We start from the raw sequence: 19,647 nt of genomic DNA, 5'->3' as shown, positions 1-19,647 counted from the left end.
TAGTTTTCCAGGTTACTCCACGGCAAACTTCACCAGCCACTGGGCTACTGTTGCGTTCGTCAGATCGAAGACGAGATTAGGAAACAAGCCCAGCACCAGCGCCATAACGCCCAAAGGAATCAGCATGAGTTTTTCGCGGGCGGTTAAATCGGTAAGCGTGTGGCTCGATCCAGTTTTTGTCTCAAAAGGCCGCACCCATAACGAGCCGAAAAACATTCGCTGAAGCGTCCAGAGGAAGTAAGCAGCGGCTAACAAAATACCCGTTGTGGCAACAGCCGTGAGCCAGCCCGGTATCCACTCCGACTGAAAGCTACCCATCAGCGTAAACAATTCGCCAACGAATCCTGAAAATCCGGGCAAGCCCAATGAGCCAAAGAAAGCAATGGCGGTCAGGGTTGTGTAGTTAGGCATGGATTGCATCAAACCACGATACGAGTCAATGCGCCGGTCATGGGTACGGTCGTAAACGACGCCCACAAGCAGGAATAGCATCGACGACAAAACCCCGTGACTCACCATCTGATACACGGCACCATTGATGCCTTCGGCGGTGAGTGAGGCCACCCCGAGCAAGACAAAGCCCATGTGCGACACCGATGAATAGGCAATCATTTTTTTGAGGTCGGCCTGGGCAAGCGCGTTCAAGCCGCCATACACGATGGACAATACGCCCAATACGGCTAGCGCGAAAGCATATTCAGCAGCGCCATCGGGAAAGAAATTCCAGGCAATTCGCAGAAAACCGTACCCGCCTATTTTAAGCAGTACACCCGCCAAAATGACGGAAACAGGCGTAGGTGCTTCAACGTGGGCATCGGGCAGCCAGGTGTGCAAAGGCACGATAGGAAGCTTTATAGCAAAGCCAATAAAAATAGCCCAAAAGGCCAGCATCCGCGCCGGGAATCCGGCTACAATCGGTTCGGCGGATGGGTTCAGAAAGGCATTGGGTAAATAGTTGCCGCCATCGGCTAAGTAGCGCATGTCGAACGTATGCACAACCTGTGCCGAATTTAACTGGCCATTCTGAAGGTAAACCTGAACAGCACGAATAACTTCCGCCGTTACATCCGAAGGATTGGTTACCAGGCCAGCCGCGACAGCCGTACTCACAGGGTCCATAACGGATAAGTACAGCCCGATCATCACCAGCAAAATCAATAATGACCCAAGCAGCGTGTATAGAAAGAACTTGATAGACGCATACTCTCGACGTGGCCCGCCCCATAAGCCGATCAGAAAATACATCGGCAGGAGCATAAATTCGAAAAACAGAAAAAACAAGAAGAAATCGAGGGCCAGAAAACAGCCCATAATCGTGCCTGTCAGCAACAAGTAGAGCGAATAATAGGCCCGTTGCCGGTAAGTCATTGGCCAAGAAGACACCACACCTACAAGCATCACAACCGCCGACAGGAGAACCAGCGGTAGACTAATCCCATCGACGCCGAGCAGGTAATCAATGGAAACGACGCCCAGATTACCCAATGGCAACGTAATCCAGTTAGCTTGTTCGAGCAGTTGATAACCACTAACGGTTTTATCAAATCCAGCATAAGCCACACCAGCCAGCACAACGTCGGCCAGCGTGACAGCCAGCGCAATCCGTCGATAGTGAACAGCCTGACTATCGGGCAGAAGAGCTACGATCAACGCGCCTAATAAAGGGAGAAAAATGAGTAACGAAAGAATCATACGTATATTCTGAGCCAGGTCATTGCCTGATCCTATTACCAAAGGCCAGGCAATAGCCTGACCCATATCTTAAAGCAACCACCACAGTACCACTAACAAACCAATCACAGCTGCCGTAATGTACGACTGCACCCGCCCATTTTGAACAGCGCGCGTTAATTGACCTAACCGGCCAGCCAGCCAGGCCACGCCATTTACGACGCCATCAACGCCCAGACGGTCGAAACCCGTTGTCACATGCGCGAGTACGACGGTCGTTACACCGGCCCCATTCACAACACCGTCGACCACCCGATGGTCGGTCTTATAAAGAAATGCCGCCAGGCGCAACACAGGTCTGATCGCGAGTATTCTGATAAAAAAATCCAGAAAGCCGTACTCGACTGACAGCCGAACATAGCTCGTGTTAGCTCCCGGCTCCGGCATGCGAAAGCCCAGCCAGCTACCCAGTAATACCAGGCCAATAGATACCGGAGCCAGCCACCCGAAATGTTCCTCTTCCTGTGTAGGGAGTAAGTTAAAAAACCAACTCCCATGCCCTGAAAATGGGTTAGCAGCAAACCAGACCCATACAGACAAGAGAGCCAGTAAGAGTACAGGCCCGCGCATGAGCCAGTTGGGTTCGTGTGCCTGGATCAGCGGTACTTCTTTGTTGCGGTAGACACCGAAAAAAATTAGCCGCCACTGCCGGGCCATATAAAGCGCCGTCAACCCAGACGACAACAGCAGTAAGACTGGTATAACGAAAGCGAAGCCATTACCCTGAATAGTCGCCCAGCCAAAAGCTCCTCCTAGGATAGCTTCTTTCGATAAAAAGCCGGAAAAGAAGGGCAAGCCCGACAAGGCAGCCGCGCAAACCGTATAGGCAATAAACGTGGCCGGTAATGCCTTGCGTAAACCACCCATCTGCCGCATATCCTGGGTATGAACAGCATGGATAATAGCGCCAGCGCTCAGAAACAAACCCGCTTTAAAAAAAGCGTGGGTTAGTAAATGAAACATGGCCCCGCTCACATTATCGGTTCCCATTCCGGCCACCATCAATCCCAACTGGGAAACGGTTGAAAAAGCCAGCACTTTCTTGATGTCGGTTTGGAAAAGCGCCGAGTAACCACCCCAAAGGGTGGTTATAGTGCCAATTATGGTGATGACAACCAGCGCATCAGCTGAAAGAAGCGGATGAATTCGGGCCAGCAGGAAAATACCCGCAGCAACCATTGTAGCAGCATGAAGTAAGGCCGACACAGGCGTGGGCCCTTCCATGGCATCGGGCAACCAGCTTAATAATGGAAACTGAGCTGATTTTCCAACGCAACCCATGAATAGACACAAGCCGAGCGCGGTGGGCAACACCGCTTGTCCACCGAGGGTTGCCAGAGCCGCAAAGTCGAGCGTATCGAATTGATAATACGTCAAAAAAATACCGATAAGAAAGCCTATATCGCCAACGCGGTTCATCAGAAACGCTTTTTGAGCCGCTTTTGATGAGGCCGCTCGCTCTGCATAAAAACCAATCAGCAGGTACGACGCCAGACCAACCAATTCCCAAAAGGCATACATGACCAGCAGATTTCCTGCCAGAACGATTCCCAACATGGCGCCTACAAATAATTGCAGATAGGCGAAATACCGGCGTAGTTTCGGTTCATCGTGTAGGTAGGAAAGCGAATATAGCTGCACGAGTAAGGCGACAAAATGAACGAGCACGAGCATCAGCGCGGCAAGAGCGTCGAGTCGCAGGCTAAAGCCAAAGGATACGCCCGAGAACGTCGCCCAATCAGCCTGTATTAATAAAGGTTGTTCGGGTAAGGTAGTCGCTAACAATATAGACAAGGCCAGACCAATACTGGTAGACAGTACCGCAACGAAACCGGCCGTTCGGCGATTGGCGGCCGTCAGTACCAGAAATCCGGCAAAGGGAAGCCCCAGTAAGATGGCCATCAGCGCATGAAGCAGGTGGGGATTGTCGGCGGGCATTCGGGATCAGTCAGAATTGGGGGCAAATATCCCGAATATCCCGTGGGGATGCAAATAGCGGGCTAGCCCTTCTATAATATCCGCTTTTTTATCCAGATTAAATAATCAAGAAAAACTAGTTTAGATTAGTCTCGACAAGCGTTTTTTGTCATCCTGGCCTACTTATTTTTAGTATGATGACACTACTTTCTAATGGCCGCCTTACCGCTATATGGTTAAATCTTTTGTTCGATCAACAGCAACTTATTGAACCTAACCTGTTTTCAACCAACCTGTTATACTGAGCCGTTCATGGATGGCAGGCAGTACTTCATGAGGCAACAAACTGCTTTCAAAACAGACCAGCCGACCGCCTATTGGTGAAATTATGATCTGCCGCTCTGGGTCGACAACAGCGCCGGGAAGATAAAGGGCTAATTGCCCACCATCTTCCTCCTGCCAATCCGTATTCAGGTAGCAAATGACCGAGAGTTTTCGACGCGAATCGTTGCGAAACTGATCGAGATGGCGTTTGTAAAAAGTACCTGTTGGATAGCGAGCATAGTGAAATTCAACATCGCGCAGCCCCAGGTAACACGTCTGGTTTATGTATGATACGAATTCGCTGATCCGAAGTAGAAACGCCTTTTCGACAGGTGTAGCTGTAGCATCGTCGAGCCACATAATTTCGTCGCCCCGAACCGCATTTTCGACCGAAACCTGCTCATTTCCGGTACCGGCAGCTTTAAATTTCCCGGCGCTCAGCCGTTGATGCAGTTGATCCGCAAGGGCGGCCACTTCATCAGGTGTTATAAAATTGTCTGCAACGCCATAGCCATCAGTCAATATACCGTTGATGATAGTCTCGAAGGGTATGATCAAGAATTGAGTTCGTTTAACTCATCCACTTGAGCCGTGTGGAAATGACGGTAAACCTGCAAAACAATGGCCAGCGCAACCGCCGACTCAGCTGCAGCAACAACCATCACAAATAACGTTAGCATCTGGCCCTGTAACCGGTCAGGATCATACTGACTAAAAGCGACGAGGTTTATGTTAACGGCGTTGAGCATCAGTTCAATACCCATTAACACCACAATAGCATGACGCTTAAGAATGACGACCGCTAACCCGATGCTGAAGAGGGCCGCGCCCACGAGTAGAAACAAATGACTATCAACGGGTTGCATCGTGAGAAGATTTAGGTTGTGGAGCCGCCAGATAGGTAGCGCCAACGAGGGCCGCCAGCAATAGGATTCCCGCTATTTCAAAAGGCACTACATATTCGGTCATAAGTTGTTTTCCTATCGTGTGCATGGTGCTTTGCCAGCCTACTGGTCGACTGAGAATGGTGAAGTTAGCGCGTGCCAGCAACGTGTATAAAGCAACGAACAAAGCACCCGATACCAGCAGGGCAATCACCCATCCCGACATAATACCCGAGCGATTTTTCGAGGCAATCCTGTTTGGTTGCTGGCTGTTTGTGTTCGTCGTAAGTTCAGGTTTGTGCGTGAGCATAATCCCAAAAATAACCAGGACAAGTACGCCCCCAACATAAATCATGATCTGGGCAATGGCCAGAAAATCAGCACTCGCCAAGACGAATAACCCAGCCACTCCAAACAGGGTTAGCAGGAGAAAAAAAGCCGCGTATAGCACATTACGGGTTAGTAAGACAGCCAATGCACTACCGAGCGTCAGTATTGAAAAGGCATAAAAGGCAAGTTGGATCACTATTTTGACTAGGGTTGATTAAGCCGATGTCTCATCGTCGGGCTTTGGTTTGGGCTTCATCGTTGGTCGGAAAGCAGGCTTAGGCTTTACTGGCTCAACCGGCGGCTCTGATGGTGGGTCAATGGTTGAGTCTGAAACCGGACTTTTCGATTCTGACAAGGGCTCCTCCTTGGTTGGTTTCGGTGCTGCGGCCGGTTTCATCGTCGGTCGAAAAGCGGCTGGCTTCGGTTTTGAAGCCTCAGCCTGCTCATTCGGCGCAGGCGCGGGGTCTACTGGCGTTACCGGTTTCATGGTGGGCCGGAAAGCCGCGGGTTTCGGTTTTGGAGCCTCAGCCTGCGCAGACGGTTCCGGTCCTGATTCCGGCTTGGGCTCGGCAGCCTGGGGCGGCTTCATCGTCGGACGGAAAGCCGGTTTTGGCTTAGCTGGCTCAGCTGGTACAGGCGCTTCTGCTGCGGGCTCAATGACTTTAACGACAGGCGGTTTCATGGTGGGTCGGAAACCAGCCGGTTTACCGACAGGAGCAGGTGCATCTGACGGCTCTGCTGCCTCAGATGACGTATCGGCTATAGGAGCTACGGACTTTTTCGTTGGTTTAAAGACAGGCCGTTTCGCTGCTTCAAGACCACCCTGCGCAATCTGCTGCATTTCATCCGGCGTCGCATCGGTTAGCGGATGTTCAATGGATGAGCCTGCTGAATTTGCCGGTTCAGCAGGCGGTGATGGCGGTACGCTCGGTTTAGCCGTTGGCCGAAACACAGGTCGTTTTGGCGCAACAGCGTTTTCAGCCACCGGCGCTTTAGCCGCCAGTTGGGCCGCTTTTGCTTCGTCTTTTTCGCGAACGTACTGTTCGTACAGCGCCCGTTTTTCGTCGGCTTGCTCGGAGGTCAATTCAGCAAAACTATAGGTCAGCTTCCCTAGTTCGAATTCGCTGTAATCAAACTCTTTGTCCATGGTCAGGCATTCGGTGGGGCAAACCACGGTGCACAGGCCGCAATAGCAGCACTTGGCCATGTCGATGTCAAACTTGGCCGCGTATAACCGAATCGGCGATCCGTCCGACGCTTTCCCGACCTCTTCGGTGGCTTTGATAGCGTCGATGGTAATGCAATCGACCGGACACACTTTGGCACATTTATCGCAAACGATGCAATCGTCAATCTCGTTGCGAAGCTTATAACGGCCATTGTCTGGTATAGGAAGCTGCTCGTGCGGATATTGAAGAGTGACTAAGCCATTCTGTAAGTCGAAATAATTAGCACTGGCGATTCCTTCGGGTGTACGGCGTTTCGTGGCCTGCCGAAGATGCCGCAGCGTAAGGCTCAGTCCCTTTAGGGTTGTTCGGATGCCCGATTGTATGTCCTTGAAGTATGACATTGTTGAATGATCGATTGATTGAATGCCTGAATGATAAACTAAGTAAGCGTGCTTCTGCTATTCTATCATTCAGGCATTCAATCAATCAAGATTAAAGCTGTGGGAAGCGCACTGGGTCGGCCTCACTCATCATGGAATAGACAATCTCAATGACATCGTCGATGTTTGGCTTCGAAAAGTAATCGCCATCTGAACCGTAGGGAGGTCGGTGTGCCTTAGCCGATAGCGTAGCCGGAGCCGAATCCAGATAGCGGTACGCATTCTGGCCTTCAACAACCTGCTGCATCATGTAGGCCGATGCGCCACCGGGCACGTCTTCATCGGCAAACAGCACTCGATTTGTTTTTTTAATTGACTCAATAATTACCTGGTGTACATCGAACGGCAGCAGCGTCTGCACATCGATCACCTCTACCTGAATCCCTAGTTCGGCCAATTGACCAGCGGCCTCTAACACGATTCGGCACATTGATCCGTAGGTCACTACAGTCAGATCGGAGCCGGAACGAAGAATATCCGGAACGCCGAGGGGTACACAGAATTCGTTCAGGTTAGCCGGAAGCGTTTCTTTTAATCGATAACCATTCAGCGATTCGATTAGTAGAGCCGGGTCATCCCCTTTAAGTAGCGTGTTATAGAAACCAGCGGCCTGGGTCATATTACGCGGCACCAGAACATGAAGCCCCCGCAAACTGCTCAGCATGGTGCCCATCGGAGAACCCGAATGCCAGATACCTTCCAGCCGATGTCCACGCGTCCGAATAATCAATGGAGCTTTCTGACCACCCTTTGTCCGATAGTGCAACGTTGCCAGATCATCCGTTAGCGTTGCCAGCGTATAATAGACATAATCGAAATACTGAATCTCGACGATGGGGCGAAGGCCACGCATAGCCATGCCAATGCCCTGTCCAATAATCGTGGTTTCGCGAATGCCCGTGTCGGTAATGCGTATCTCCCCGAATTTCTCCTGCAATCCTGCGAAGCCCTGGTTAACGTCGCCAATCTGGCCGACATCTTCTCCAAGCGCGACCACTCGCTCATCTCGGGCAAATACGCTCTCAAAATAACGCTGAAGCAATAAATAACCGTCGAGCACCGGGCTTTCGTTGGTAAACTGGGCAGGCACGCCCTCAACCAGCATCGGCGATTCCGGCGACTGGCTGTATAAATGCGAGCTAAACCGGTCGGCGTTTTCAGCATCGGTTCGTTCGAGCCAGGCTTTCAGGCGCTGACGCCCCGAACCGGTATCGTTGCGCAACACCCGCAAGGCTTTTCGTACAGCCGAAACAGCATCCCGGCGCACAGGCGAAAACGTCTTACGAAGTTCTTCCCGAATAGCCATCAATTCCGCCGATTTGGCATTGTGGCGAGCCGTTTGCTGTAACAAATCAAGTGCTTCGTCAAAGTCTCCTTTCATGGATGTCTGAAAAGCATCCCACGCACTGATACGGGCACGTTTAGCTACCTGTTTGGCTTCGGCTTCTATGGTTTCCAACTCGTCGTTGACGGCGTATCCGTTCTCCAGAATCCACTGGCGGAAAATGCGGTTGCAATCGTGTTCGGCTTCCCAGGTCAGGCGTTGCCTGGATTTGTAGCGCTCATGCGAACCAGATGTCGAGTGGCCCTGGGGCTGGGTAAGTTCCTGCACATGCACCAGCACCGGCACGTGCTGCGTACGGCAAATCTGAGCCGCCTGCTGATACGTTTCCAGCAGCGCGGCATAATCCCACCCTTTCACGGTGAAGATTTCCATGCCCTTATCATGGCTGTCGCGCTGAAACCCTGCCAACGCCTTTGAAATGCTTCCTTTTATGGTTTGATATTCGACGGGAACCGATATGCCATAGCCATCATCCCAAACCGACATGAGCAAAGGAACCTGCAATACACCAGCCGCATTCATGGTCTCCCAAAACATCCCCTGCGACGTTGAGGCATCGCCAATGGTCGCAAAAACGATCTCGTTGCCATTGTGCGAAAAATTAGTTAGGTCGCTTAAGGCATGGTTATTGCGGAAAAGTTTAGAGGCATAGGCCAGCCCAAGTGCACGCGGAACCTGTCCTGCCGTGGGGGCAATATCACAAACGGAATTATAGAGTTCAGTCTGGTTGCGCCACAGCCCCTGATCGTCGAGCCAGCGGGTGGCAAAGTGCCCATTCATGGATCGACCGGCCGTATTGGGTTCGGCTTCCAGGTCAGTATGGGCATAAAGCTGGGCGAAGAACTCTGTCCAGCGAAGTTCGCCCAGAGCCGCCACGAATGTTTGATCGCGGTAGTATCCCGAACGAAAGTCGCCCCGGTTAAACGCACTGGCTGCCGCTATCTGCGCCAACTCCTTGCCATCGCCGAATATGCCGAACTTAGCCCTTCCTCCCATCACATCACGCCGACCTAACAAGCTTACCTGTCGGCTTTCATAGGCCAATCGGTAATCTGATAAGATTTTTTCACGACTTAAAATATCAGTCGAGCGGAGTTGTTCGTTTGCTATCACAACAGAGCTACGGGTTGGAATCGTCTAACAATCAATTTATCGATGAAGTAGCTGGTACCGAGTTGTCGATTCCCTAGCGAAAGTAAAAGTAAGGCAAAACAAGTCAGCTTTCAAAAAAACGATTTTTTGAGTTTATTTGTTGACCGAATGAAAACTATTAACGTTTTTGGCAGACCCTTTGCTATAGGCATCAGTACAAAAGAATTAGTATTTTAAAACCAAACCATAATTCCATTTAGTCCAATGAAAAAGACTTTTTCACTTTTCGTAGCTTTGTTCATGCTGGTTGCTGTTAGCTACGCCCAAAAAGGAGTTTTGAAATTTACGAAAGAAACCCACGATTTCGGTAAAGTTGAGCAGGGTAAGCCAGTAACTCACGTATTCGAATTTAAGAATACAGGTACCGATCCAGTTGTTATCAACGACGCTCAGGCATCCTGCGGTTGCACCAAGCCAAGTTTCTCGCGTGAGCCAATCATGCCTGGCAAAACAGGCTCTATCTCGGCTACCTACAATGCTGCCGCTGCCGGCCCATTCAACAAATCGGTAACCGTAACCAGCAATGCCGAAGCAGGTCAGGCGGTTCTGTATCTGAAAGGTGAAGTGGTTTCTGCCGCTGCGGCTGCCGAAACGGCCGCTGCTCCTGCAGCCACAACACCGGCTGCGAAAGACAAGAAAAAGAGCACCAAAACTTCACGCTAATTCACTGAAGGGTTAATAGTGTGGTTAAGAAAGGCATCTGGTCGTTTACCGGATGCCTTTTTTTGTACCCAACAGTTTTCTTATCCTGTCCGTCAACCGATCGACAAACCCGGCATCCGCTCCTCCCATACTCGTTTTTTGTGCGTTATTAGTTCGTTACTTTTCGGGTGTCTTCTGACTCAAGCTCCCTATGGCTCCGCCCCAACGCCGATAAATCGGCCCCGTTTTAGCACATCCTTTTCGATTATTCATTTCACACCAGTTGGCAGGTTGCGTTTAGACGCAGGTTGGCAGCTTATACCCGCTTAAGCTATGTTTTTTCTAGTCCTTGGCTTTTTGGTGCTTGTCGCCGGATTTGCCATCAATACCCCTGCCATCGCATTTTCTCATTATTCCCGGCCCACCAAAGTAGTGGGCGTTATTCTCATTGTTCTGGGCTTTGTTACATCCAGCATCCGCCAGATAGACGCTGGGCAAGTTGGCGTCACCTCCATTTTTGGTAATGTGAGCGATCGCCCCTTAAGCGCTGGCCTTAACTTCGTTAACCCATTGGCGAATGTGACAGAATTCGACATAAAAACCCAGAACTACACCATGTCGGCCAGCCACGATGAAGGTCAGAAAGCAGGCGACGATGCCATCCGCGTACTTACCGCCGATGGGCTGGAAGTGGTGATTGACCTAACTGTGCTGTATCGGGTTGTTTCGGCCGATGCGCCCAAAATTTATAGCGAAATCGGCACTGATTACATGGACAAAATTGTACGTCCCATTACCCGTACCCGTATTCGGGATAACGCCGTCTATTATGATGCCATCGCCTTGTACTCGACCCGGCGCGACGAATTTCAAACCCGCATTTACAAGACGATAGAAGCTGACTTCCGCAAACGTGGGCTCCTGCTCGAACAACTATTGATTCGAAACATTGACTTACCTGCCTCAGTTAAGAAGACCATTGAATCGAAGATTAACGCGGAACAGGACGCTCAGAAAATGCAGTTTGTCCTGCAAAAAGAAAAGCAGGAAGCTGAACGAAAACGGGTAGAAGCCCAGGGGATCGCCGACTACCAAAAGATTCTCTCGACTGGTCTAAGCGATAAGCAATTGCAGTATGAGCAGATAAAAGCCCAGCGCGAACTGGCAGCATCGCCGAACGCCAAAATCGTGATTATGGGTAGCCGCGGCAACGTACCGATGATCTTGTCGGATAAATAAGCTGCTCAATGGTAAGCAAGGCTCTGCAGAAGACAGACAGAAGCTATATGAAAGAGGCTCTATTAGACCTTTCTGGTTTGATAGAGCCTCTTTTTTCGTTATCATTGCTTTCTTCCCAAGCCCCAATCTATGCAACCTACAACCTCTACCCAAGAGCCTGCCCTGGCTCAGCCAGTGCCGATCCGTCGTCTTTTATCCCTCGATGCCTTGCGGGGTTTCGACATGTTTTGGATTATGGGAGGTGAAGAAGTCTTTCATGTCCTTGCCAAAACGACCGGCTGGGCGTGGGCTATTTTTCTGGCTGATCAGTTTACCCATGTCACCTGGAATGGATTCCGGCCTTATGACTGCATCTTCCCCTTGTTTCTGTTTCTGGCGGGCGTCTCCACCCCTTACTCATTGGGCAGCCGGTTAGCGAAAGGCGACAATAGAGCGATGCTGGCCCGAAAAGTCATTACGCGGGGGCTAATTCTGGTCGTTTTGGGAATCATTTACAACAACGGCTTATTTATGAAACCCTTTGCCGAAATGCGTTTTGGCAGTGTTTTGGCCCGAATTGGTCTGGCAGGGATGTTTGCCCAACTCATATATCTGTACGTCCGTAGCGAACGGGCTCGGTATGGCATTTTTATAGGCATCCTGCTACTCTACTGGGCTATGCTGATGCTTATTCCCGTGCCGGGGTTTGGCGCAGGCAACCTAACCATGGAAGGCAGTTTGGTAGGATATGTCGATCGGCTGTTTATGCCCGGACGGCTCTACAAGGTCGTACATGACCCTGAAGGCCTCCTGTCAACCTTACCAGCTATTTGTACGGGCCTGTTAGGTGTTTTCGCCGGAACTGTCTTGCGCCGGCATAACCTGACCGATACGCGAAAAATTCAACAGCTCATTCTGGCCGGTGTAAGCTGCGTTGCCCTGGGCTGGGTCTGGAATAGCGTGTTTCCTGTCAATAAAAATCTTTGGACAAGTTCGTTCGTGCTGGTAGCCGGAGGGTGGAGCTTACTGATTCTGAGCCTGTTTTACTGGATTATCGATGTAAAAAACTGGCGTCGATGGACTTTTTTCTTTGTCGTAATCGGCATGAACTCCATTCTTATCTATTTGGCGGGCCGAGTCATTGACTTCGAATACGCAGCCCATTTTCTTTTTGCTGGATTACTACACTTCTTCAGCGAACCTGTTCAGACAGTGGGCAGTGTAGTAGCCTTTCTGGCAGTTAAGTGGGGTTTCCTATATTTCCTGTACAAGAAGAAAACGTTTCTACGGGTTTAAGGCTAGCCCTTTTTGTTTTTAAGGGCTGTAAAAGGCAACTTCCTCGGTCTGTGTCCTCAAAGACCCGAGGATAGCCTAATCGTGCCGCTATCATATCCGCTCAGCCCCAGCAATACTTGCTACACGTGTTGTAATCTACTTCTTTGCATATAGGCTCATTAGCCAAGCTTTACAGGCGTCGGGCCAGGCGTTGAGTGAACCAAATTTAGCCGTTCGGAGGCCAAACCCATGTCCACCACTTGGATACAGATGCATTTCAGCAGGGACACCACTTTTTAAACAGGCCAAATAGAAGTCAATGCTGTTTTCAACCGGCACAGCTTTGTCATCTTCCGCATGGACTAAAAAAGTAGGCGGTGTCTGAGCAGTAACTTGCAGTTCATTGGAATAATAAGCGACCATCTCCGGCGATGACGCGAGCTTACCCAATAAGTTATTCCGCGATCCGGCATGCGCTTTCTCACCAAACGTAATGACCGGGTACAGTAAAATCGTAAAATTTGGCTTGGCCTGCTCACTCGCCTTAGGCCCTTTGTTGTAATGCGTAGCGAGTGTAGAGGCCAGGTGGCCTCCTGCCGAAAAACCCATCACACCAATTTTGTTTGAGTCGATTCCATACCGGGCGGCACCTTTTCGAATAAGCGTTAAGCCCTGCATCGCATCCAGCAAGGGCACCTCCTGCTGGTTGGTCATAATAGCCGGGTTTGGCAGCCGATATTTGAGTACAAAAGCCGCTACTCCCATATCGTTAAACCAGCGCGCTACATCCGAACCCTCGTGGCTGGCCGCCAGAATTCCGTAGCCACCACCGGGGCAAATCATAACAGCGGTTCCTGTCGCTTTACCTTTTGGCGGTAGGTAGACCGTCAATGTCGGCACAGATACATTGCTGATACGAAGAATGTCATTCGCATCTGTTTCAGACTTTTCTGTAATCTGCGTCCCCACAATTGCGTTGGGAATGGCTTCATCCGGCCAGAGTTTGATAATTTCCTGCGCTAAGGCAAGTTTGGGTAATACAGTGGCCAATAGCATGCTAAAAAGTAGTGAACGCATGAAAAGTTGTGAGCTCAACGAGCAGCGTTAAGAAGTAAAATGGAAAAAGCCGACCTTCAGGTCGGCTCTACTCATATTTCTACCTCACTTTCTTCTGTCGATACTTTGTCGTTCGACCCACTGTGTAATACCTCGATGAGTTCCTTAACCTGGTAAACCGTTGTGTTATAGCGGTTTCCGAGGATAATAATCACATACTCATCTTTGGGGCTGAACCAGAACATGGTATTGTAGCCTTTCCACCAACCTGAATGATAGATGTATTCAGGCTGTTTATTGTCATTCAGCATCATCCGGAAGCCGTAGCCATAATTTTTAGCGCCTTTCTTTTCAAAACTGCGCGGAACAAAGGCTTCGGCGAGTATTTTCTTCGGCAATAAACAGTCTCCATTTAATGCACGATACCACCTGAAGAGGTCGCCGGTAGTCGAATAAATTCCCTTATCACCAACAACATCGTCATAATAATCTTTTGGAATACGTCGGTTCCACTGGTATCCCGCCGTTCGGTGGTGATTAATGGAGTCGTTTTTCGTTGTCGCAACAAACGTCTGGTGCATGCCCAGCGGCTCGAAAATATTCTTCTGAATAAACGCTTCGTAGCTTTGACCCGTTACTTTCTCAATGATCGACGCCAGCACCATGTAGTTGGTATTACTATAGCTAAACCCTCGTCCGGGAATATTATAGGCCTTGGGCGTTGGTTTCACCGTAGCAAACCAGTGCATAATGGTGGCATTTGACGGATAAGGCTTCTCTTTCTTATAGAAGTTCACCTTCATGCTATCGTCAAAAGCATACTGGTAATTTGGCAGACCGCTTCGGTGGCTCAACAATTCGCGAACGGTGATACCGTGATACGGGAAATCGGGGTAAAACCGCTGAATAGTATCCTCGAATTTAAGTTTACCCGCTTCAATGAGTTTGAGCGTACCAACGGCCGTGAAGGTTTTCGATAACGATGCCAGTTGGAATTTTGAATCTTCCACCAATGTATCGCGCTGGTTGCGTTCAAAATGGCCAAGGCCAAAGCAGTTTTTATACAAAATAATGCCTTTTTGTGCCACCAGCACATTACCATTTAGACCGCCCCGGACTTTTTGTCTGAAGATTTCTTCGATCCTCCGGCTTTTCCCCTCGGCGTTGATCTGTTGGCGAATGGCCGTTTGTTCGGCACTTGTAAGAATCTGTTCATCTGCACAACTACGCAGGGCGCGCGCCGACTTGTTCAGGTTTTTTTGGTCTTGTCCACAGGATATGCCAACGCCAATCAATACCAGAACGCAAAACCAACTCAAGAAACTATTCATTCGCACCATTCAAACCCACGTATTCGTTGAGTGATAAATTAAGAAGAAGCCAAGGTAAAAATAGCAGTTGATCGTTATACCAAACCGCTTTAGCCCTTAAAAAGAGATGAAAGTTCGCAAGCGGACTAATCAATCCAAACAAGGTCTGTTAGAATCCTCTGCGTGGCGATACCATCGGCCGACGATTTCCTCCTAAAACGCCCGTTTTTCGTAAGCTGATATAGCCGCCCACACTATTTGGCAAAAGTTTGCCAGAATCAACCGCCAACGAACCGCCTAGAACAGTACCACCGAACAAGCCGACAGGCACCGAAGCCGTTAATAAGCCCGAAAATTGCGTGGGAATCGTTAAATAAGGAATAGCATATGTGCCAGCATTTAGGCTATAGGACAGCTTGGCAATTATATCCACTTTGTTGGCGATAAGTGCGCTCAAACCAAAATGGTACGCACTGACCCGATTGTTGGCAATGCCATAACGTGGTGGCAAGGTTGAGCTTACCTCTTGCTGAGGGGTTAGAAAAGGTGTTCCTATCGTGCGGCCAAAGTATGTCCAGCCATCAATGAATTGGCTATTATTAAAGTAATCATCCCGGCCCCTTTTCGCAGGATCTTCCAGGACAAATAAATCTCCTCCCTGGCTTCCTGTGAATAAATACTCCAATGTAATCTGTTTCAGAAAAAAAGCCGTTCCTGACGGTTGGTCGCGGTTCCGTATGCGCAGTCCATTTAGGCCATCGACCAGATTTGTTCCATAAAATAACGACCCATCGTCATATAGGAATTGCCGGTACACAAATAAATTCCAATGGTTTAGATTAACATCTATAGCCAGATCGACGGAGCCGAGGTGGTTACCAACACGGTTTTCTTCAAAATGGGAAAGTGTCTGAATACTTTGATCATCTGGAAAAGGATTTCGGGTACCCAACACAACGGCAGGAAAATACTTGATACTCGAAGGCAATTTACCGTTGGCGGATACGGTATTATCTAAATAATTAGAATGTCCGCCCCACATCACCTGATGATTAAATCCGCCATAAAAACGTACCCGCCAGGAGGACTTGCCTATGCGGCCATACAAGGATGATTGATGCAGGTAGGAGCCTTGCACCAGGCGGCCAGCATTTTCAAACCAGCCATGGGAAAACGTACCCATTACCGACAGGACACCTTTTGTAAAGGGAAGAGGGGTAAAAACGGGTACGGCTAATTGAATCTTTGGGAAGGGTACTGTATTACCCGACCAGATATAAGACCCACTTGTCAGCAGAGTATCGACCAGGCCAATGATTTCTTTTCGGCGCCCAGCATACAGTTCGAACGCCCCGAGACGCCCTTTAACATAGGCCTCAGGAAACAGAAATTGATTGGTTGCCCCAAGGTTAGCCACCATATTAAGCCCATAGCCCCAATCTGCTATAGGCTTATGTCCCAGGCTATCCGCGAGCCGATAATCCGAATGAAGGCTGGCATTTAGTCGAAACGCTGGATTTTTAAGCGGGACAACCCCGTATTGATTGGCTCGTAGCCAAAAGGGGGTCTGATCCGAAGAAAGTAGCGCACCCGTTTCTACCTGATATTGACTAACACGCTGTCCAAACCCTAGGGTACAACTTGCAGCAACAATTGTCCCGTACCAGATGCTTAAAAACAAAAATCTCATAGAAGTCAGGCCGTTTTACAATTGATCAGACAAGAGCAATTACTTGCCACGGCCCTGCGCCATTACCCGCAATGTTTGGGCAATAATCCACATATCAAATAAGAATGACCGACGTTTCGGATAGAGCAAATCATACCGCAGCCGCTGAACCATCTCATCAATGTTAGAAGCATAACCGTATTTGATCTGTCCAATAGACGTAATACCAGGCTTTACTTTTAACAGAGACCGATATTCAGGAGCAATTTCAACAATTTGATCAATAAAATGCTGCCTTTCCGGGCGAGGGCCAACAACAGACATATCCCCTATCAACACATTGTAGAATTGAGGAACCTCATCCAGCCTCGTGCTCCGCATAAACCGGCCCCAGGGTGTAATTCGATTATCGAGTAAGCCGCCGGACAATACCGGGCCTGATTTCTCGGAATCGACATACATACTCCGAAACTTGTATATCTTAAACGGTTTACCTCCCCTCCCAATACGTTCCTGAGCATAGAAGATTGGCCCCGCTGATGTAAACTTTGTTATGGTTGCCAAAACAATAAACAAAGGCATTCCTAAACCAAGCGCGGCTATAGAAAATAATAAATCAAACGATCGTTTAAGCGTATTGACCTGAAAGTCAGCCAGCATTTGTGACGACAGGTTCAGCACAGGCAAAAAATCGTGGTATTCTACCGAAGCCCCACGAGCTAAAAACCCTCTGAAATCGACTAACAACTTTACTTGATAATCAGCCGCTTCGGCATTCTCAGCGATGATCTTTAAATACCGATTATCAATATAGGGCATGCAACAATAAACGCAATCTATGTCTTCCTGCTTTATATAGGCAGAGAGGTCATCATAGCTCCCTTTGAGTAGACCACCATTTTCGGCAGAAGGTTGATCAAAATAACCGTAGAAGCGAAAGCCCATTTCCGGGTGGGCATTATAGAAATTTTGGATAGATACAGCTAACTTACCATATCCAACAATGATGTATCGTCTGTTATTATAACCTCTAGCCCTATACTCTCTTAAAAAAACCAGGCTTCCAACACGAAAAGCCAAGGCCATGCCTGTAAATAGTATGTACGTATACAGTAAATGCTCTCGGGAATAGTAGTACCCTTTCACGGCTACCCAATATATTGAAATAATAGCTATATGAATAGCCATCAGAATTAATAATTTTTTTATCAGATGGTATACCTTGAATAATTGTCGAGGAAACGTGTATGGCTTAATTATCAGGATCTCTAACAGCCAAATCATATTGAACAGCGCCCAGAAAGCGGCATAGGGCGGCTGCGTAACATGTTCAACCTGCTGAAATTTAAGCCAATAAGCGCCTACAAAAGCTACATTTAAGCTCAGGAAATCAACGATTACATGAAGCGGAAAAAATAATATAGAATAGCGATGCCTCATTCCTCCAAAATTTACTGATCAACCGTTTGAAGATGTGTCGTCAAACTATAGTACGCTAAATTAGAGCATACAGTCGATGAGATAATACGAATATTATTATACGGCTTAATAGGCCAGGAAGTAAATTAATCACAAATATAGCTTTAAATAACCAAGTTTGTTAAATGTGAAACAAAGAGGTTACTTATGAGAGCTATTTTCCCCAACTTTTCCGTATGCTTATAAAACTGCCTACTCCATTCTGATAAAGCGAACCTACGTCAGTAGCAACACTTGCCGTTAATTGTACTCCACCTAAAATGTCCAACGGGGCCACAACATTAAAGTAGGTCGAAAACTGATTTTTGGGCACTGTAAAGGGGTTGTTATAAGTCCCCAGATTATGGCTATAAGATAGTTTGACCTGATAGGCCAATGGTCCATTCAATACCCGCCAACGAGTAAATAAACTTCCGGCCAGCCCAGCATGAAATACATACACCCGGTTGTTTGCGGTAAAGGTCCCATCGGGATATTGATCCTGAGGCCCTAAAGCGGGGGGAATGAACGGCGTACCGATTGTATGTTGCCGATAAGCCCAGCCTTCCCGAAACTGTTGATGATTAAAATAATCATCTTTCCCCTGCTTGTAAGGGTCTCCAATAATAAATTCCGGCCCGCCCTGACTAGTTGTATTCAAAAATTCAAACAATATATCCCGGACAATTGCTTTAGGGTCATTTCGTCTAATACGCACTCCATTTAACCCATCCGCAATATTGATTAAATAAAACAGAGAGCCATCTTCGTATATATTCTGTCGATAGAAATACAGTGTATGACGCACCAAGTCTATCTCAGCTCCTATATCTATACTCCCCAGATGGTTACCAACCCGATTGGTAATCTCAAAATTTGTATAGGCACTTGAGTCAGTGCGGCTGAAGCGGTCTCCCACCACAACATAATAATAATCTCGTAAAGTTGATGGAAGCTTGCCATCATCAGGCACCAAACCGGTTCCCTTTAATTTATCGGTATGCCCGCCCCACACTACCTGATGGTTGAAGCCGCCGTACAATCGAACCACATCTTTTTCTCGCCCAAACCGCAAGTACAGCGACTTTTGATGAAGCATAGTATTAGACACAAATCCATTGGCATCTAAATAGCCATGGGCAAAAGTACCCTGAACCGCCAGCCAACCTTTTGTGAAGCCTATTGGTGTAAAAACAGGGATCGACAATTGAATTTTAGGCACCGGCATGGCATTACCAGACCAGGCATAGGACCCTGTAGACAATGTAGAATCGGCCAGCCCGAATTTTTCGCGTCGACGACCAATGTAAAGCTCCCAAATACCACGGCGAACTTTTACATAAGCTTCGGGCAACAGTACATTTCTTTCGTAAGCCAACTCATTCCGATTTGCATTCGCGACTACGTTTATGCCATAGCCAAAATCATATTTCGAGGTCTTCCAACGCCCGGTGCTATGTCGGCTGCTATCGTAATCGCTATAAATACCGGCCCGCAAGGTTAGGACAGGAGAACGATTTGGCACAACACCATACTGGTTGCTTCGTAGCCAGAACGGCGTTTCTGTAGAGGAGGACTGATAGGTTCCAACTTCACCAAAGTAGTGAGAAGGCTGGCGGATTGGCTGAGCATTGAGGGTAATCATCAGCCCATTTAGCAAAAGTATTGGCGCATAATAGGTATACAGCTTCGATAATATATACATCAATTAATTGTCATGATAGGGG

15 protein-coding genes are annotated in these 19,647 nt (G+C 48.5%); 3 read left to right on the top strand and 12 right to left on the bottom strand.

Going from position 1 to position 19,647, the window contains the following annotated elements:
- Window positions 1-12: 12 nt before the first annotated feature.
- The 7 genes from SD10_RS00635 to SD10_RS00605 all read right to left on the bottom strand — a co-directional run bounded on the left by SD10_RS00635 (window position 13) and on the right by SD10_RS00605 (window position 9,253).
- Window positions 13-1,692 carry a complex I subunit 4 family protein gene (locus SD10_RS00635; protein ID WP_046578865.1) on the bottom strand — a complete coding sequence of 560 codons (1,680 nt, stop codon included), beginning with the start codon at window positions 1,690-1,692 and terminating at the stop codon, window positions 13-15.
- 69 nt (window positions 1,693-1,761) lie between these two features.
- Window positions 1,762-3,669: an NADH-quinone oxidoreductase subunit 5 family protein gene (locus SD10_RS00630; protein ID WP_046375217.1), complete on the bottom strand. Its 1,908-nt coding sequence runs from the start codon at window positions 3,667-3,669 to the stop codon at window positions 1,762-1,764.
- 252 nt (window positions 3,670-3,921) lie between these two features.
- The gene (locus SD10_RS00625; protein ID WP_046375216.1) at window positions 3,922-4,530 is read right to left on the bottom strand and encodes a 2OG-Fe(II) oxygenase; all 609 of its coding nucleotides are present in this window, start codon (window positions 4,528-4,530) and stop codon (window positions 3,922-3,924) included.
- A complete protein-coding gene (nuoK, locus tag SD10_RS00620) occupies window positions 4,527-4,838 on the bottom strand; it encodes an NADH-quinone oxidoreductase subunit NuoK (protein WP_046375215.1) in 312 nt (103 codons plus the stop codon). Before nuoK ends, SD10_RS00625 begins: the two co-directional genes overlap by 4 nt.
- Complete coding sequence (locus SD10_RS00615; RefSeq protein WP_046375214.1) at window positions 4,825-5,382, bottom strand: NADH-quinone oxidoreductase subunit J family protein; 558 nt, start codon at window positions 5,380-5,382, stop codon at window positions 4,825-4,827. The genes nuoK and SD10_RS00615 overlap by 14 nt, the downstream gene beginning before the upstream one ends.
- Window positions 5,383-5,400: 18 nt before the next feature.
- Window positions 5,401-6,756, bottom strand: a complete 1,356-nt coding sequence (locus SD10_RS00610) for a 4Fe-4S dicluster domain-containing protein (RefSeq protein ID WP_046375213.1) — start codon at window positions 6,754-6,756, stop codon at window positions 5,401-5,403.
- Between the two features lie 91 nt (window positions 6,757-6,847).
- Entirely contained in the window at window positions 6,848-9,253 is a 2,406-nt protein-coding gene (locus tag SD10_RS00605; RefSeq protein ID WP_046375212.1) for an alpha-ketoacid dehydrogenase subunit alpha/beta, read from the bottom strand.
- A 243-nt stretch (window positions 9,254-9,496) separates the two neighbouring features.
- Between SD10_RS00605 and SD10_RS00600 the strand changes: the two genes are divergently transcribed.
- The 3 genes from SD10_RS00600 to SD10_RS00590 all read left to right on the top strand — a co-directional run bounded on the left by SD10_RS00600 (window position 9,497) and on the right by SD10_RS00590 (window position 12,448).
- A complete protein-coding gene (locus SD10_RS00600) occupies window positions 9,497-9,955 on the top strand; it encodes a DUF1573 domain-containing protein (RefSeq protein WP_046375211.1) in 459 nt (152 codons plus the stop codon).
- 312 nt (window positions 9,956-10,267) lie between these two features.
- Window positions 10,268-11,173, top strand: a complete 906-nt coding sequence (locus tag SD10_RS00595; protein WP_046375210.1) for a prohibitin family protein — start codon at window positions 10,268-10,270, stop codon at window positions 11,171-11,173.
- Between the two features lie 129 nt (window positions 11,174-11,302).
- Window positions 11,303-12,448, top strand: coding sequence for an acyltransferase family protein (locus SD10_RS00590; RefSeq protein WP_046375209.1), 1,146 nt, complete (start codon window positions 11,303-11,305; stop codon window positions 12,446-12,448).
- A 135-nt stretch (window positions 12,449-12,583) separates the two neighbouring features.
- Here SD10_RS00590 and SD10_RS00585 read toward each other — a convergent pair whose 3' ends face one another.
- The 5 genes from SD10_RS00585 to SD10_RS00565 all read right to left on the bottom strand — a co-directional run bounded on the left by SD10_RS00585 (window position 12,584) and on the right by SD10_RS00565 (window position 19,565).
- On the bottom strand, window positions 12,584-13,504 hold the full coding sequence (locus SD10_RS00585) for an alpha/beta hydrolase (RefSeq protein WP_046375208.1): 921 nt from the start codon (window positions 13,502-13,504) through the stop codon (window positions 12,584-12,586).
- Between the two features lie 71 nt (window positions 13,505-13,575).
- Entirely contained in the window at window positions 13,576-14,823 is a 1,248-nt protein-coding gene (locus SD10_RS00580) for a serine hydrolase domain-containing protein (protein ID WP_046375207.1), read from the bottom strand.
- Between the two features lie 139 nt (window positions 14,824-14,962).
- Complete coding sequence (locus tag SD10_RS00575; protein ID WP_046375206.1) at window positions 14,963-16,483, bottom strand: capsule assembly Wzi family protein; 1,521 nt, start codon at window positions 16,481-16,483, stop codon at window positions 14,963-14,965.
- Window positions 16,484-16,522: 39 nt separating this feature from the next.
- Complete coding sequence (locus SD10_RS00570) at window positions 16,523-17,902, bottom strand: sugar transferase (protein WP_046375205.1); 1,380 nt, start codon at window positions 17,900-17,902, stop codon at window positions 16,523-16,525.
- A gap of 193 nt (window positions 17,903-18,095) precedes the next feature.
- Complete coding sequence (locus tag SD10_RS00565; protein ID WP_046578863.1) at window positions 18,096-19,565, bottom strand: capsule assembly Wzi family protein; 1,470 nt, start codon at window positions 19,563-19,565, stop codon at window positions 18,096-18,098.
- Window positions 19,566-19,647: the final 82 nt, after the last annotated feature.

Origin of the sequence: Spirosoma radiotolerans, from assembly GCF_000974425.1 — a bacterium.
GTDB classification, from domain to species: Bacteria; Bacteroidota; Bacteroidia; order Cytophagales; family Spirosomataceae; genus Spirosoma; species Spirosoma radiotolerans.
Note: the sequence above shows the minus strand (reverse complement) of the source record. Positions and strands in the feature narration are given on the sequence as shown.